The organism is Methanohalophilus profundi, assembly GCF_004137855.1.
In the GTDB taxonomy this organism is placed as follows: Archaea; Halobacteriota; Methanosarcinia; order Methanosarcinales; family Methanosarcinaceae; genus Methanohalophilus; species Methanohalophilus profundi.
Genome location: NZ_QBKB01000002.1, coordinates 539,330 through 555,407 on the forward strand (window position 1 = coordinate 539,330; position 16,078 = coordinate 555,407).

18 protein-coding genes are annotated in these 16,078 nt (G+C 43.0%); 7 read left to right on the forward strand and 11 right to left on the reverse strand.

Annotated elements, in window-relative coordinates; all coding sequences use genetic code 11:
- Positions 1 to 2: 2 nt before the first annotated feature.
- From C9889_RS10030 to C9889_RS02800, 6 genes are all read right to left on the reverse strand, one after another.
- Positions 3 to 140 carry a hypothetical protein gene (locus C9889_RS10030; RefSeq protein ID WP_164999262.1) on the reverse strand — a complete coding sequence of 46 codons (138 nt, stop codon included), beginning with the start codon at positions 138 to 140 and terminating at the stop codon, positions 3 to 5.
- 54 nt (positions 141 to 194) lie between these two features.
- Entirely contained in the window at positions 195 to 596 is a 402-nt protein-coding gene (locus tag C9889_RS02785) for a secondary thiamine-phosphate synthase enzyme YjbQ (protein ID WP_129597004.1), read from the reverse strand.
- Between the two features lie 20 nt (positions 597 to 616).
- On the reverse strand, positions 617 to 1,225 hold the full coding sequence (locus C9889_RS02790) for a hypothetical protein (RefSeq protein ID WP_129597006.1): 609 nt from the start codon (positions 1,223 to 1,225) through the stop codon (positions 617 to 619).
- 79 nt (positions 1,226 to 1,304) lie between these two features.
- Positions 1,305 to 1,574 (reverse strand): ferritin family protein, encoded by a 270-nt coding sequence (locus tag C9889_RS02795; protein ID WP_129597008.1) that lies wholly within the window; start codon positions 1,572 to 1,574, stop codon positions 1,305 to 1,307.
- 214 nt (positions 1,575 to 1,788) lie between these two features.
- Positions 1,789 to 2,061: a hypothetical protein gene (locus tag C9889_RS11070; RefSeq protein ID WP_318531498.1), complete on the reverse strand. Its 273-nt coding sequence runs from the start codon at positions 2,059 to 2,061 to the stop codon at positions 1,789 to 1,791.
- The gene (locus C9889_RS02800) at positions 2,030 to 3,343 is read right to left on the reverse strand and encodes a (Fe-S)-binding protein (protein ID WP_318531499.1); all 1,314 of its coding nucleotides are present in this window, start codon (positions 3,341 to 3,343) and stop codon (positions 2,030 to 2,032) included. Before C9889_RS02800 ends, C9889_RS11070 begins: the two co-directional genes overlap by 32 nt.
- A 174-nt stretch (positions 3,344 to 3,517) precedes the next feature.
- Between C9889_RS02800 and C9889_RS02805 the strand changes: the two genes are divergently transcribed.
- The 5 genes from C9889_RS02805 (at position 3,518) to C9889_RS02825 (ending at position 8,624) form a co-directional block, all read left to right on the forward strand.
- Positions 3,518 to 4,705 carry an ABC transporter substrate-binding protein gene (locus C9889_RS02805; RefSeq protein ID WP_129597010.1) on the forward strand — a complete coding sequence of 396 codons (1,188 nt, stop codon included), beginning with the start codon at positions 3,518 to 3,520 and terminating at the stop codon, positions 4,703 to 4,705.
- 17 nt (positions 4,706 to 4,722) lie between these two features.
- Positions 4,723 to 5,796: a FecCD family ABC transporter permease gene (locus C9889_RS02810; protein WP_129597012.1), complete on the forward strand. Its 1,074-nt coding sequence runs from the start codon at positions 4,723 to 4,725 to the stop codon at positions 5,794 to 5,796.
- Positions 5,796 to 6,548, forward strand: a complete 753-nt coding sequence (locus C9889_RS02815; RefSeq protein WP_129597014.1) for an ABC transporter ATP-binding protein — start codon at positions 5,796 to 5,798, stop codon at positions 6,546 to 6,548. The genes C9889_RS02810 and C9889_RS02815 overlap by 1 nt, the downstream gene beginning before the upstream one ends.
- 136 nt (positions 6,549 to 6,684) lie before the next feature.
- A complete protein-coding gene (purB, locus tag C9889_RS02820; protein WP_129597015.1) occupies positions 6,685 to 8,028 on the forward strand; it encodes an adenylosuccinate lyase in 1,344 nt (447 codons plus the stop codon).
- A gap of 8 nt (positions 8,029 to 8,036) precedes the next feature.
- Positions 8,037 to 8,624 (forward strand): FmdE family protein, encoded by a 588-nt coding sequence (locus tag C9889_RS02825; protein ID WP_129597017.1) that lies wholly within the window; start codon positions 8,037 to 8,039, stop codon positions 8,622 to 8,624.
- 5 nt (positions 8,625 to 8,629) lie between these two features.
- On the opposite strand, the gene C9889_RS02830 is transcribed toward C9889_RS02825, so the two are convergent.
- The 3 genes from C9889_RS02830 to C9889_RS02840 form a co-directional block, all read right to left on the reverse strand.
- Positions 8,630 to 8,815 (reverse strand): hypothetical protein, encoded by a 186-nt coding sequence (locus C9889_RS02830; protein WP_129597019.1) that lies wholly within the window; start codon positions 8,813 to 8,815, stop codon positions 8,630 to 8,632.
- 85 nt (positions 8,816 to 8,900) lie between these two features.
- A complete protein-coding gene (gene uvrA, locus C9889_RS02835) occupies positions 8,901 to 11,726 on the reverse strand; it encodes an excinuclease ABC subunit UvrA (protein WP_129597021.1) in 2,826 nt (941 codons plus the stop codon).
- A gap of 113 nt (positions 11,727 to 11,839) precedes the next feature.
- Positions 11,840 to 12,043 carry a DUF378 domain-containing protein gene (locus C9889_RS02840; protein ID WP_129597023.1) on the reverse strand — a complete coding sequence of 68 codons (204 nt, stop codon included), beginning with the start codon at positions 12,041 to 12,043 and terminating at the stop codon, positions 11,840 to 11,842.
- 247 nt (positions 12,044 to 12,290) lie between these two features.
- On the opposite strand from C9889_RS02840, the gene C9889_RS02845 reads away from it, so the two are divergent.
- Entirely contained in the window at positions 12,291 to 13,328 is a 1,038-nt protein-coding gene (locus tag C9889_RS02845) for a DUF21 domain-containing protein (protein WP_225419956.1), read from the forward strand.
- Positions 13,329 to 13,643: 315 nt separating this feature from the next.
- Here C9889_RS02845 and C9889_RS02850 read toward each other — a convergent pair whose 3' ends face one another.
- Together C9889_RS02850 and C9889_RS02855 are read right to left on the reverse strand one after the other, a co-directional pair.
- On the reverse strand, positions 13,644 to 13,931 hold the full coding sequence (locus C9889_RS02850; protein WP_129597025.1) for a carboxymuconolactone decarboxylase family protein: 288 nt from the start codon (positions 13,929 to 13,931) through the stop codon (positions 13,644 to 13,646).
- A gap of 83 nt (positions 13,932 to 14,014) precedes the next feature.
- Complete coding sequence (locus C9889_RS02855; protein ID WP_129597027.1) at positions 14,015 to 14,857, reverse strand: TatD family hydrolase; 843 nt, start codon at positions 14,855 to 14,857, stop codon at positions 14,015 to 14,017.
- 190 nt (positions 14,858 to 15,047) lie between these two features.
- On the opposite strand from C9889_RS02855, the gene C9889_RS02860 reads away from it, so the two are divergent.
- A complete protein-coding gene (locus tag C9889_RS02860; RefSeq protein WP_129597029.1) occupies positions 15,048 to 16,064 on the forward strand; it encodes an isocitrate/isopropylmalate dehydrogenase family protein in 1,017 nt (338 codons plus the stop codon).
- Positions 16,065 to 16,078 lie beyond the last annotated feature (14 nt).

The following is a 16,078-nucleotide window of genomic DNA, read 5'->3' on the forward strand; positions in this document are numbered from 1 at the left end:
TATTATTCACCAGTATCCAGCAGGTGTCGGCTTTTTCCTACCCGCTCATCTCCAGGATGCACCGGTTCCACATGTGCCGCTTTCTTTTTCTTATCTTTGCCTTCAGTTTCTTTTTCTTGCTTATTCTCTTTTTCCACCATAATAGACCACCTATACATAATTAGCACTGATTAAAGATAGTAGAGGCTGAGAAATCATCCCCTAAAATCAGATGATGACACCACTATATCTACATTCCTCTTGCGCGGCCCATCCAGTTCCACAAAAAATATACTCTGCCATGTACCAAGCTCAAGGTCCCCCTTTTTCACAGGCATCGTTTCACTGTTTCCCAGGAGAACTGCTCTTAAGTGGGCATCTGCATTGTTATCTATTCTATCGTGATAGTAGTCTGCATTTGAAGGAACCAGTTTTTCCAGCAATTCCATAATATCAAAAACCAAACCCGACTCGTGTTCATTGACAATTATCGCACAGGTTGTGTGGGAAGTACTAATCGCACATATTCCTTCATCGATATTACTGCTTCTCACCACACCGGACACTTTATCGGTAATATCCAGAATTTCAATACGCTTGCTGGTGGACAGTTGCATACAATTCCTCCATTATCAACTCACAAATCATCACTGAATGCTTTATCAACTACCCCGGCTGCTATATTTTCAGCAAGATGGCGCCTATAGTAGGGATAGGTTACAAGACCTTTTGTAGTATCATTTAAGGTGAGTTGCCCATGTCGCAATAACTGATAACCATCCATAGAAGAAAAGACAACCGGTTTATCAAAATCATCAATCAGCATATCCAGGTATTCCATGTTGCCTGTATGGGAATAAACAAATTCCACATCCATAGTTGCAGTTGAGTAAAACGGATTGTAGAAAATATCTGGTTTATTTACAACAACAGCAAGTGCAGTACTGTCATAAATAACCGGTTGCATTGAAACTGTTTCCACTTTAAATCCTTTTTCTTCAAGAAGGTCTGCAATTTCATCTTCAAGAATTACAGAAAATCCATTTTCACCTTTTAAATCAAGGTAAACAACACCTGTTGGAGCCGGATCGGATGAATTGGGCTGGGAGAATGAATAGCCACTTATCTTTTGTTCAACACCTGTAGTTGAAGTGGAAACGCCTGCATCCACAAATGCCAGAAATAACGCAAATGTCACAAAAACGACAATTGAAACTATCAGAATACGATTATTTTTTAGGTTCATAATTGATCACAAGGTCCCCTACCCACCTCTCACATCAAAATAAACAGCCGCAAATATATAAATTTTATCTGACAAAGTATCATTTGCGTGTAAGGGAATAATCTGCCATCATTTCCAGATACTCCTGATCATATTCAAGTAAAACGGATTGAAACATTACAATATGGAGCTTTTCTTCCCTGGCAATATCCAGAAGCACTGCACGTAGATCATCATCATTTGTCAGGCCAGCCATCTGTTCATAGATATTAACCGCATCGAATTCTGCGATAATAGCTGCCCTTAATACCTCTTTATCGATATTTTCAGGATCTAGTTCCTCAAGTATTGCAGGAATTTCCGATAACAACTTCCAGCCCCCATAAAAGAGAAGTGTTCATTTTATAAATAATACAGGGAAACACAGGTAACAGCACAACGGAAGCAGGAAAAGGAAAAATGACACCCCTTATAGGGGTGTATCGAATCTTAGTTCTGCTTGATGTATTCTATCATCCGGGGTGTCAAAAGCGGTGCAATCTGTGGGAGCATGTTGGGCATCAGATTCTCCATTGCTTTTGGCATCAGGTCCGGGAGCTGTTCTTCCATGTGGTCGGGCATCTGGACATGACGGGTAATTGCTTCAAGCATATCCGGCAGACCTTCGGCATCAGGGAAGGCGGAGCATCGGCATCATTTTGGGCATCATGGATAGTAACGGTCTTTTCCAGTGGAACCTTGAGTTTGGGTTCAAGTACGTCCATCCTTTCAGCAAGTACTTCGGAATAGTGCTTGACTTCAAAATCATAATCAATTCCCAGTTTTTCAGCCCACTGTCGGTAATAGGTATGCCACACAAACCAGCATGCAGGACAGGAAGTAATTACGGTTTTGACACCTTTTTTTCTTCATGTTGCCCACATTCATTTTCATGATGTTTTCAAAAACATCCCACTTCCCGGCAGCAAGCATCGGAATACCACAGCAGGATTCTTCCTTACCCAGAATAGTAAAATCAATTCCGGCATCAGAAAGCATGCGGGCAGATGCTTCTGCGATATCCTTTTCTACAAAAGAAGCCGTACAACCTGCAAAATAGGCATAATCGGCCTTTTCCTTGATTTTGGGTTTGAGGTCTTCCGGAACCCACTCGTCCCTGCCCTGGCGGTATTGTGCCCAGATATTGCGTTCCTTGTTCAGGCTCTGAGCCATGATCTCAAATGGCGGGAAGGTCATCTTACCACGCTGCTGCACAAGATTTTCCCTCAGGCGCAACCATGAATTCTCAATGGGAAGATCCAGCTGGCACCGTACATCACACAATTCACAGGTAGTACATGCAAGGAAAGTATCCGTTTGTTCCTGATTAATCTCATCCCTTCCGGCCAGGTATTCTTTGATAAAGAACCATTTACCCCGGGGAGATTGGGATTCCCATCCACGCCCGTAATACTGATCGCATTCATTTACACAATAGCCACACTGTGCACAGGTATAAGCATGGGAAATTATGTCACCTGGAATGTTTTTCTGATCTTTGAATTCAGTCTTATCCACCCCTGACATGTTACCCACAAAGCGCATCATAGGTTCCATTTTACCTGCCATGGAAAGAGCAGAAGTGAATAATCCTCTGCCGGTAAATGTCTCAGGATTCATTATATCGGAGGGGTCAAACTCCTTTTTGACATCCATCAATTGTTTGAGCCTTTCACCGTAAACTTTCTCGGCCTGGTCGGCAAAGTAGAGACCGGAAGCATACATCCTGCCTCCGTTATCTTCAGCAATCTTGATGATACTGAGACCCAGGGAGAATGCCATATTGAACTTGAAAGACCTCTCCGAATGAGGAATGAAACAGAGGAGTACGACTTCGCCATCCCGGGAAACCATCCCTTCGATCAATACAAGCAGCGAAATTTTTTCGTTAATCTCATTGATTATCGTACTGACCCTGTCCTGTGGAACTACAACCTCTGCTGGAATAAAAGAAGGCCCAAGCCTTTTGACTTTCATCGTCCTGAACCATTCACCGGTTTCATGTTTTGAAATTTGCTCAGGAAGGATGGAACCACCGGCTTCTTTGATGGCATCCTCAAGACCATCAACATTTCTGTTATCCGGATAAAAAAGTTGCATATATAACTTTTAGGTAAATCGGTATCCTCTGTAGTATTAAAAAGATACAAAAAATACTCATGAATAATACGCAACAAATATTTATAGAATTAACTGCTACGAAATTGAATAATAATAGCACTTGGTATGACAGTATGAACTATTCTTGTGTACCATAAATTTGAAGATGATTGTATGAATAGAATAAGAATATTACTCACACTGGCAATATTAGGAATTTTACTAACATCATGTGGATGCATAGATTCCTCAGAACCACAAAATAAAGGAAATGAAGAAAATAATGAAGCGTTAACCATAACAGATCCCTATGGAAGACAAGTAGTAATTCCCGATAACATTGAGCATACTATTTGTGTGGGACCGGGCGCATTACGATACCTGTGTTATCTTGGGGAACAGGACACAGTTGTCGGAGTGGAGGACATTGAACAATGGGAGGAATCCATCGATTCTCCTCAAAAACCATACAGGATCGCAAATCCCCAGTTCGGAGATTCTGAAAAATATCCCTATATTGGTGCTTTCAGGGGTAAATATGATGCAGAATCCATTTTGACTCTCAAACAGACTCCTGATGTTATATTTTACACATATTCCAATGCTGAGGATGCGGATAAATTATCTTCTGATGTCGGAATACCGGTAGTTGGTCTGAATTATGGCAATACAGGAGATGAAAATATGAAGCAATCCCTCCAGATTATGGGCAAGGTAATGGACAGAGAACAAAGAGCCAACGAAGTAATAAATTTCTTTGAAGAAGAAATTGCAGAACTCAATGAGAGAACTAAGGATAAAGAAACTCCCACTGCATACATAGCAGGAATCAGTTACCGGGGCTCACACGGAATTCTTTCCACACAGCCGGACTATCCACCTTTTGAATATGTTAATGTTAACAATGTCGCTTCCGGCGTTTCAAAAACCGGGGATTGGGAAGGCTATCAGGTAGGAGCTGATGCCCTTTTTAACTGGGATTCAAATCCGGGTATAGATTACATTTTCGTTGATCTGAGCACCTACGATTTCGGAGAATGGGAACACCCATACCAACGAAAATACGGCATTAATTCTTTTGCAAGCGGTGGGGTTTATGCTGAGCTAGGCGCGGCGAAAAACAGTGAAATTTATGGAGTGATGCCGTACAACTGGTATACAACAAACCATGGAAATGTGCTTGCAGATGCATGGTATGTAGGAAAAGTTGTCTATCCGGCAGAGTTCGAAGATGTGAATCCACAGGAAAAAGCAAATGAGATCTATTCATTCCTCTATGCTGAATCGCCTGTAAATGAAAAAATCTACGAAACTATGACCGACAACTTCGGCCATGAGTTTGGACAGATTTCTTTTGAATAATACAATCAGGGGATTACATGGAATATTACTGCAAAAAATATGAGGATGAAGTGGGGACACTTCCTGAAGAATACCGAAGTTACATTGGCAGGAAGGTCTCCTTTATCCTCCTTTCAATATTGTTGACCGGAGGAATATTCCTGTATTCCCTTTCAGTAGGGAATGCCGACCTTACAATCTTTGAAATAACCCGCGCGATCCTTGGAATGCCAACTGAATTAACGCATTCCAAATCAATTATCTGGAATCTGAGAATACCCCGTGCTATTGCTGCAATAATTGCAGGTGTCGCCCTTTCCATATCTGGGGTTGTATTGCAGTCCATCCTGCGCAATCCCCTTGGTTCACCCTACACACTGGGAATCTCCCATGCAGCCGCTTTTGGAGCCACCCTTTCAATCCTGGCAGGTACACGCAACTGGCTACCGATGCTCGACTTGCCTTACATGACAACCTTTTCAGCTTTTGCTTTTTCCCTGATATCAACTTTAACGATCCTCGCAATTGCAAAATACAAAAATGCAACCCCGGAAGTGCTTATACTTGTTGGAGTGGCATTGAGTTCATTGCTTACGGCTGCCACTATGTTGTTACAGTTTTTTGCAGATGACTCGGAACTACCGCAAATCGTTTTCTGGACCTTCGGTGATCTTGGAAGAGCTTACTGGGAAAGTATCTACATAATGGGATTTATCACACTGCTATCTTCAGCCTATTTCCTCTATAATCGCTGGAATTATAATGCGATTGATGCAGGAGATGAGGTCGCCAGGGGACTTGGAGTGAATGTTGACAGGGTGCGTCTGACAGGAATGCTGGTGGCATCACTGGCAACTGCAGTAGCTGTGTCTTTTCTTGGAATAATAGGATTTGTCGGGCTGGTGTGCCCGCATATCGCCCGCCGGTTTGTAGGAGACGACCAGCGTTTCCTGATACCTTCTGCCTGTATTGTAGGTGCGGTTCTGCTACTTGCTTCTGACGTTGCAGCACGCCTGATAATTGCACCCTATGTACTCCCTGTGGGTATTATTACTGCATTCATGGGAGCACCTTTGTTCCTGTATCTGCTTATCCGGGGGTATAGCCACTAATGCTAAAAATAAGAGAACTTCAGTTCGACTATAAAAAAAGAGAAGTACTCAGGGAAATTGAATTTGACCTCAACCCCGGAGAAGTACTGACAATTCTGGGACCTAATGGTGTAGGGAAAACCACATTGCTTCGCTGTATCAACACAATTCTTGCTCCAAAATCCGGAAGTATAATTGTAGAAGGGGAAAATGTTCTGGAACTTCCCCGCATAGAAATCGCAAAAAGGCTTGGTTATGTCCCCCAGAATACAGAACCCAGTCGTCTGACAGCATTTGATGCAATATTACTGGGGAGGAAACCTCACATCGAATGGGGTATGAAAGAAAAAGACATGAAAATTACCCGTCAGGTAATATCGGATATGGGGATGGAAGAGCTTGCATTGCGCTACATTGATGAGATGAGCGGCGGTGAATTGCAAAAAGTAAGCCTTGCCCGTGCATTGGTGCAACAGCCCCGAATACTCCTGCTGGATGAACCCACAAACAGCCTGGACCTGAAAAACCAGCTGGGTATCCTGAATACTGTTGTAGAGGTTGCCAGGAAAGAACACGTTTCAGCAGTAATAAGCATGCATGATATTAATCTGGCAATTCGATATTCCGATCGTTATGTCCTTATTAAGGATGGGGAAGTGTTTGCACACGGAAAGGAAGAAGTAATCACACCTGAAAATATCGAAGCTGTTTATGGGGTCAAAGTGACCATTGGTGAGGTGAGCGGCTATAAGATGGTAGTTCCTTTGGAGTGATAGGAGACGGCTATTATTCAAAAAAATACAATGGAAATGCTTACACTGGAAACCCAAACATAATTATAATTAAAAACAATCTGTAGTTCCAGTAAAACCAATCATCTGAAATTATAGTCACAAAAGGAGAATATCAATGGCCATTCATCCCATAGAATACCGATACGGAACCGAGGAAATGAAACATGTCTGGAGTGAGGAGAACCGTCTGGTATGTATCATGAAAGCAGAGGCAGCCCTTGCAAAAGCAGAAGCTTATGCAGGATTAATCCCTGAAGACGCTGCCAGGATAATAGAACAAAGCATTGGAAATGTGGAACTCAAAAGGGTCAAGGAAATCGAAGATGAGATCCATCATGACATGATGGCAATTGTGCTTGCTATCTCGGAAAAATGTGAAGAAGATGCCAGTAAATGGGTACATTTCGGTGCAACATCAAACGATATGCTGGATACAGCCACCGGTCTCCAGATGAAAGACGCCATTGAAGTAATGGAACCAAAGATCAGACAACTACTGGAAGTACTCCTGCGTCAGGCTGAGGAACACAAAGAAACTGTATGTGCAGGCAGAACCCACGGACAGATCGGTGTACCAACAACCTACGGCCTGCGTTTTGCAATCTGGGCAGCCGAGATTGGCAGGCATATCGAGAGGCTTGAGCAGCTCAAACCTAGGGTAGAGGTAGGCCAGATGACGGGGGCTGTCGGCACACAGGCTGCTTTTGGTGAGAAGGGTATTGAAATCCAGAAAAAAGCGATGGAATATCTTGGGATCACAGGTGTGGATGTCTCCAACCAGATTATCCAGAGGGACCGTCATGCGGAATTTGTCATGTGGATGGCAAATGTCGTAACAACACTGGATAAAATTGGTGTTGAATTACGAACACTGCAGAGAAGTGAACTCGCAGAAGTAGAGGAAAGTTTCGGCAAAAAACAGGTAGGCTCCTCTACAATGCCCCATAAACGCAACCCCATCAAATCCGAACAGATATGCGGACTTGCAAGAATTGTACGCTCCATGATTGAGCCTGAACTTATGAATAACACACTATGGGACGAGAGGGATCTTACAAACTCTTCATGTGAAAGGGTTGTTTTCCCTGAAACATGTGTGCTGACCGACCACATCCTGAAACTCGGCATCCGGGTGACCGATAACCTGCGCTTCTACCCAGAAAACATAAAGCGTAACCTCGAATTGCTCAAAGGACTTAATATGGGCGAAGCGGTCATGATAGAACTTGCAAAAAGAGGTGTCGGCAGACAGGAAGCCCATGAGATAGTACGTACAGCTGCTATGCAGGCCCATGAGAGCGGAAAACACCTGCGTGAAACCTTACTCGCAAATAAAGAAGTATCCGGCTATCTTAATGAAGAGGATGTCGAGAAACTTGTTGATCCTTACAGATATACGGGTACTGCTGTTAAGCAAGTTGAAATTACAGTTGAAAATTTAAGAAAACAATACCTATGAGGGATTTTATGGAAATTGAAGATGCAATAAAGTTTCACGGCCATCTTTGTCCCGGAATATCTCTGGGATTCAGGGCTGCAAAAGCAGCAGAGAAACATTTCAAAAACATAAGGGCAGAGGATGAAGAGCTCGTGTGCATAGTTGAAAACAAGTCATGCTCTGTGGATGCCATACAGGTGGTCAATGGATGCACCTTTGGGAAAGGTAATCTGATATACCGTGATTTCGGCAAACATGTATACACTTTTTTCAATCGGGGAGACGATAAAGCTCTGCGGCTTGTGCTGAAACCTGATGGGATGAAAAATGATGAAGAACAGCAGAAGCTGTTTCCAAAGATCAGGGAAGGTAGTGCCACGGAAGAGGAAAAGAAACGGTTCAAGCAAAAACATGAAGAAAAATCCCATGAAGTCCTGAACATGCCTCTTGAAGAGCTGTTCAAAATCGAGGAAATCGAAATAAAGCCGCCTGAAAAGGCAGTTATTTTCCAGACCCTCATCTGCAGCGAATGCGGCGAAGGAATGATGGAAAGCCGAGCAAGAGTTATGAACGGCAACTATTACTGCCTTCCATGTTTTGAAAAATATGATATATGAAGGAATTAGCGATCAAGCTCTTCCTTCTCTTTTTCATCCCTTAGTATTTTGCATAGTGTCTTCTTATATTCTATCTGAGTTTTAAATCTGGCCACATCAGGAGTTGGCTCCCTGCCTTCCTGATGTGACATGATGTCTCCCAAATATTCGAGGTCATTCTTGATATTCTTGCAACGGATTTTTCTTACCATACATACACCCCCGGTAAACCCGGTAATCATTATATTAGCCATATTGATTTTTTCCTGAAAGAAAATAAAACTTGTGGACGAATCCTCAGGAGAGAATGTTTTTCAAAAATTCACCGGTATAGGAACCTTCAACCTTTGCCACATTTTCAGGAACCCCTTCTGCAACAACAAGTCCTCCACCTTCTCCACCTTCGGGACCAAGATCAATAATCCAATCTGCAACCTTGATAACATCCAGATTGTGCTCTATGACAATTACTGTATTTCCCCCCTCAACGAGGCGCTGGAGCACTTCAAGTAACTTCCTGACATCATCAAAATGCAACCCTGTGGTTGGTTCATCAAGGATATAGACCGTTTTACCGGTAGAGCGTTTACTCAACTCAGTAGCAAGTTTGACACGCTGGGCTTCTCCTCCGGAAAGCGTAGTTGAAGACTGGCCAAGTTTGATGTAGCCCAGACCAACGTCAAAAAGCGTCTGTAACTTACGTTTTATTTTTGGCACATTCTCAAAAAAAGCAAGGGCCTCTTCCACTGTCATATCCAGTACAGCGGCTATGCTTTTACCCTTGTAAGTTACCTCAAGGGTTTCCCTGTTGTACCTTTTACCATGACAGACTTCACAGGGTACATAAACATCAGGCAAAAAGTGCATTTCAATAGTGATTATTCCCTCCCCGGCACAGGTCTCACAACGGCCTCCACGTACATTGAAACTGAAACGACCCGGTTTATAGCCGCGGGACTTGGAAAGTTTTGTCTGGGCAAATAATTCACGTATGGGTGTGAAGAGATTGGTATAGGTAGCCGGATTGGATCTGGGAGTCCTGCCAATGGGAGACTGGTCTATTGTAATTACCTTGTCAACATTTTCAAGACCTTCGATAGCGGAATATTTTCCGGTTCTCTCCCTGGCACGATTGAGTTTGCGGGCTAACACTTTATTCAGGGTTTCATTGATAAGTGTACTTTTACCTGATCCTGAAACCCCGGTTACACATATCATTACAGAAAGAGGAAATTCCACATCAATTTCCTTGAGATTGTTTTCAGCAGCTCCTATCAGTTTTATGAAACCCTCAGGAGTACGCCTTTGCGACGGAACCGGAATCTTTAATTTCCTCTCAAGGTATTTCCCTGTGAGAGAATCCGGGTTTTGCATAATTTCCACAGGAGTTCCCTCCGCTACCAGGTCACCCCCATGGATACCGGCGCCGGGCCCCATATCCACAACATGATCGGCACTCATTATTGTTTCTTCATCATGCTCCACAACAATCACAGTGTTACCGATATCACGTAAGTGTTTGAGAGTGTTGATAAGCCTGAGGTTATCCCGCTGATGCAAACCAATACTCGGTTCATCCAGAATGTACAGTACCCCCATCAAACTGGAGCCTATCTGGGTGGCAAGACGGATACGCTGGGCCTCCCCTCCGGAAAGAGTGGATGCTGAACGACTCAAAGTAAGATAATCCAGACCCACATCAACCAAAAAGCCCAGTCTGGATTTAATTTCTTTCAATATCAGGCGGGCTATGGTAAATACCCGCTGGTCCAAATGAAGTTCCAGTTTCTCGAAGAAGTGGAGACAATCCTCAATTGACATATGAGTTGTCTGGATTATATTGAACCCGTCTATGAAAACAGACAGACTGGCTGGTTTGAGCCTTTCACCTTCACAGGCCGGACATGGTTTGGTGCTTATATACCGTTTTAGCCGGTCTTTGGTATTTTCTGAATCTGTACGATTGTATATCTTGGAAATGGCAGCAATAACACCTTTAAAACGACTGTTGCGTTTCCAGATCCCTCCACCTTTACCGGTATGGACCATCGGGACTTTGGTGGCCGTGCCATAGAGAATCATATTCTGGTACTGTGGCTCCAGATCTTCAAAAGGAGCATCCATAGAAAATCCGAAATGATCAGCAAGAGACTGGAGAGACTGCATGTAATAGCCATCTTTTCTCGTACCCCACGGTTCAACTGCTCCTTCATTGAGAGACAGAGACCTGTCAGGAATTATCAGGTCCGGATCGAATTCCATTGAAGTACCCAGGCCATGACATACATCACATGCTCCCTGTGGGCTGTTAAAGGAAAACATGGCAGGTTCCAGTTCTTCAAATCCAGTTCCACAGTGTGGACAGGCAAGTTTTTCGCTGAATACGAATTCATCGCCATCCACAACATCAGCTATAACAATCCCGCCACTCCTGGCAAGGGCCTGTTCCACAGAATCAGAGAGACGTTCTTCTATTCCTTCTTTGATGGAAAGCCTGTCCACCACAATTTCAATATTATGTTTATTGTAGCGCCCCAGTTCAAGGGAATCAGCTTCATCGAGACGGATAATCTCCCCATCCACACGTGCACGGGAATAACCATCAGACCTGATATCAGCAAGCAGTTTCCTGTATTCACCTTTACGCTCCCGGACAACAGGCGCCAGGATATGAAGTTTGCTTTTTGCAGGGAATTTCATTATGTTGTCCACAATCTGGTCAACACTCTGGGGTTCGATGGCACGCCCACAATCCGGGCAGTGGCGAGCCCCTATACGAGCAAACAGCAATCTCAGGTAATCGTATATCTCGGTAACAGTACCCACGGTGGAGCGGGGATTCTTGCTGGTGGTTTTCTGTTCGATTGAAATAGCAGGAGAAAGCCCTTCAATGTATTCCACATCGGGTTTTTCCATCTGGCCCAGGAATTGCCGGGCATATGATGAAAGTGATTCAACATAGCGACGCTGTCCCTCGGCATAGATCGTATCAAAAGCAAGAGATGACTTGCCCGAGCCACTTAAACCCGTGATCACGATTAGTTTATCCCTGGGCAACACTACATCAATATTTTTTAAGTTGTGCTCTTTGGCACCCTTTATCATTATGTTTTTGAGAGACATGGGTCCTGTAAGTCTAAAAAGATTGTTTTAGGTTGATTTGGGGAGGAGAATATTGTCTGGGAGGATTAAAGGTTTGCTGTTTAGAAAAATGAAGAGGGATTAAGATTACGAAATTAACGGTAGTCTTTACTTGCAAAGTATATCATATACAGACCCGACAAACCTACAAGGATGTAAAGAGCCCTACCTATTGCACTATAACCGAAGATTCGGGCTATCAAGTCATAATCCTGCGATATACCAAACAATCCCCAGTTCAAACCTCCAATTACTACAAGAGCAATTGCTATCCAGTCCAATGCTGTTTTCTCGGTCATATTTTACCCTCACTCAAAAACCTATCTTGATAGGCAAATTAACATTACTGTGAAAACTATTATAACTTTTGGTCATATAAAGAATAAAAGTTAGAATATAAAACCGAATTCAAAAATGTCCATGTTATATATTTCATAAACAACAACGAAAAACTATAAGATGCAATCTTATTATCTCACTAATAAAGCAGAACAATAATAGATTCTGTAAATGACGAAGTAACTTTAAATATATTGTAAGCCGAATATGCAGGAAGTAAAAATGGAAATAATCATCTGGATTCTACTTGCGTTTTTTATAAGCCAATCAGCAATGTTTTCCGGTCTTACTATCGGCCTTTTCGGACTGAGCAGAATGGGGCTGGAAACTGAAGCTGAATCAGGCAATTTAGCTGCAAAAAAAGTGCTGGACATCAGGCACGATTCGAACTATCTTTTAACAACCTTACTGTGGGGGAATGTAGCTGCAAACGTCCTTATAACCCTGTTAACAGATTCTCTAATGGGCGGAACAGCTGCCTTCCTTTTCTCTACAGTAATTATTACCTGTTTTGGGGAAATTATGCCCCAGGCATATTTTACAAGGAAAGCCCTGAAAGCCGGCGCATCCCTTGTACCAATTGTCAGAGTATATCAGTTGCTCCTGTTCCCGGTTGCAAAATCTTCGGCAATAATGCTTGACTGGTGGCTTGGGAAAGAGGAGATAACATTTTTCAGGGAACGCTCGTTGAAAAAAGTTCTCCAGAGGCATATACAGTCGGAACGGTCCGATATCGGAAGTGTGGAAGGACAGGGAGCTCTTAATTTCTTGACTCTGGATGATACCAAAATCACAAAGGAAGGTAACCCAATCGACCCAAAGAGTATAATTGCACTTCCTACAAAAAACAGGAAACCGGTTTTTCCGGAAGTTAAACAGACCCTTGAAGATCCGTTTCTTAAGAAAGTCAGTGAAGCCGGCAGAAAATGGATTATTATCACCAATCTGGAAGGGGAACCTATACGAACCCTTAACAGTGATGATCTTTTCAGAGATCTAGCCTACGGTAACACCATCTATCCCGAAGATTATTGCCACAGACCTGTTATTGTCACGTCACCAAAAACCAGACTCGAAGAGATTATCCCGAAACTTCGGCTGTATCCTGACCAAGATAAAGGGGAAGTAATTGATCTGGATGTCATAATCTACTGGACAGCTGATGATAAAAGGATCATGACAGGTTCAGATATCCTTGCCAGGCTACTTAGAGGGGTTGTAAGACGGGTGGAGACTACATTCTGAACGGTTTTTTGATCCACCTATCAAAAACAGAGGATAGGGGAGATAATTCACGATAAAGATTTTTTGAAGTCTGATGAGACTGAAAGAGTTATATTTGCCCTGAAACCGTGCCAGAAACTCTATGCATGGGTTTACTTCGATAAGTACAGGGAGTTCTGTACCCTTGTATACTGCAATGTTCATGGATTGTGACAAAACTGCATCGAAATCAGGAAACAACTCAGGTTAACAGTCCAGTGTCACAGAGAGATATGTCTGCAAAAAGCTTTCGGTGTCTGAAAAACACAAGAGTCTGCAGTCTGGTTTATATCGGTTTTAACTTTTAAAAATCTGGTTATACTTTTGGGTCCAGTGTAACTGCGAACCCCCGGCAATAAACATTGAGACTGCAATTGCTTCTGCTATCTCATCTTCAGTTGCACCATTATCTTTTGCACGCGATGCATGAATTTCTACACATTTTTCACACCTCATCAGGACCGATGAGGAAACAGCGATCAATTCTTTTGTCTTTGTATCCAGGGCGCTGTCCTTGAAAAGTGATGCACGCATGTCTGCAAATGCGTTTGCAGTTTCCGGTAATTTATCGATAAGAAATTTCATTAATTATCTCCTGATAGGATATAACGAACAAGAATATAGATAATTATTGCTACTGTAATTAATACAAGTATGTTTCCAGCTCTTTAAATTTCAATATCCACCTCATACACTTCTTCAACATTCTTCTTATGAACCTTCCAGAAAACTTCTTCCCCATAGGTTTCAACAAGTTTTAGGGTTCGCCTGGGAATAGTTTTTGGCCCCAGTACTGCACCGGGACGTTGCGGATCATCAATATAATCCGTCTCCATCATGAAACGACTACCCTGCTTAAGGGCTTCTTCAATTGCTCCTTTGCCGGCAAGTACACCAGGATAAAGGCCTATCCTTTCACAGACATCAACAAGCGGAGGTGCATAATGTTTCACAACCTTCCCGGGGGGAATACCAACACTCTTTGCCCTGCTGGCAATGTCCTCCAGCTCAGCTTCTCCTACACTTTCGGTATGCAGCTGGACAGCACATCCCAGATCCTTGCCCAGGCAAAAAGCATGAGACATTATTGAGTTGGAGGCTTCCCATACCTCATCCGAAACAGGATAATGAGGACGTCCGCTTTTCAACCCCACGGCAATGCCCTCGTTTACATATTCAGATGCAATTTCCAGACCTGACTTCATAAGAGAAACAGCTTTTTTGATCTCCATTTTTTCACAGAGTCTGGTGATTTCTGCCGGATGTACGCCAAGCACCGGAAAAGCACCAACCCCGATTTCATTGATCTGGCGGACAATATCCACAGTTTCATCAAATACAGCACGATAGTCATCGGGTTTTACAACTTCGACCCCAAGAGTCCATGTAGGTTTGGAGACCACCATCATATGAGTCCCCCCTGCATTCTGGAATTGCTTTACAGCATCAATACCCTTTGCCCGGGGGTCAATATGTATATGCTCATCGGTAATAGGAATATTTGGGGGCATGAGAGAAAGTATGATTCCCTGTGATATAAAAATACTCAGGAAACGAAATTAATCTAATAAGCCCCAGATATAATCAAAAATATATAAACCATAATTATTGCAATCAACTGGGCAGATAGCATATATATGATGGAGGCATTAAAGGGGCACAATAGCCGTATTAATACAATTAATTATAGAAGTGATTAAAATGAGTAAAACTGCAGCAGTTATTAAAGGAGATGGAGTCGGGCCGGAACTTGTCGATGCCATGCTTAAAGTAGCAGAGGCAGCAGGTACGAATGTGGAGTTTGTACCCTGTGAAGCCGGTGCCGCCTGGTGGGAGGAAAACGGAGGAAATACCCTTATTCCCGATGAGACATGGGAAATACTGGAAAACTCCGATGCCTGTTTCAAAGGACCAACTACCACCCCCGGAGGTGCGGGTTCTCCAAAAAGTGTCGCAGTATCAATCAGACAGAAATACAATCTTTACGCAAATGTCCGACCTACAAAAACATTCCCCAACACAAACACTCCCCTTGGTGATGTTGACTTTATCTGCGTACGTGAAGGAACGGAAGGAATGTACATAGGTGAAGAAGTAAAACTGACGGATGATGTGTATATAGCACTGCGTAAGATCACCCGACCGGCCTGCCGTAGCATTGCAAGGTATGCCTTTGAAGAAGCAAAGAAACGTGGGTATGATACGGTCGTTCCAATCCACAAGAGCAACATCCTCAAACAGACATGTGGAACTTTCCTGGAAGAGGTCGAGAATATAGGAAAAGAATATCCTCATATTGACATCTGGGAATACCACATCGACAATATTGCTCAGCAACTTATCAAGAACCCACAGCTTTTCAACAAGAAAGTATTGCTTTCCACAAACCTGTTCATGGATGTTATCAGTGAGGAATGCTCCGCTCTTATAGGAAGTATCGGCCTGATATATTCTGCAAACATCGGGGACAATTATGCAATGTTTGAACCTGCCCACGGTTCAGCACCTAAATACGCAGGAGAAGACAAAGTAAATCCCGTTGCAACAATTCTTGCAGGCGCCTGGATGCTTGACTACCTCGGAGAAAAAGACAATGCAAATGCTATTTTCAAAGCAACCGAAGAAGTCATTTCCCAAGGCGAGTATGTAACTTACGATATGGGAGGCAGTGCAAAACTCAGTGAAATGACAGACGCTATCATCAGTAAACTTCAGTAAAAGTAGTAAAAATG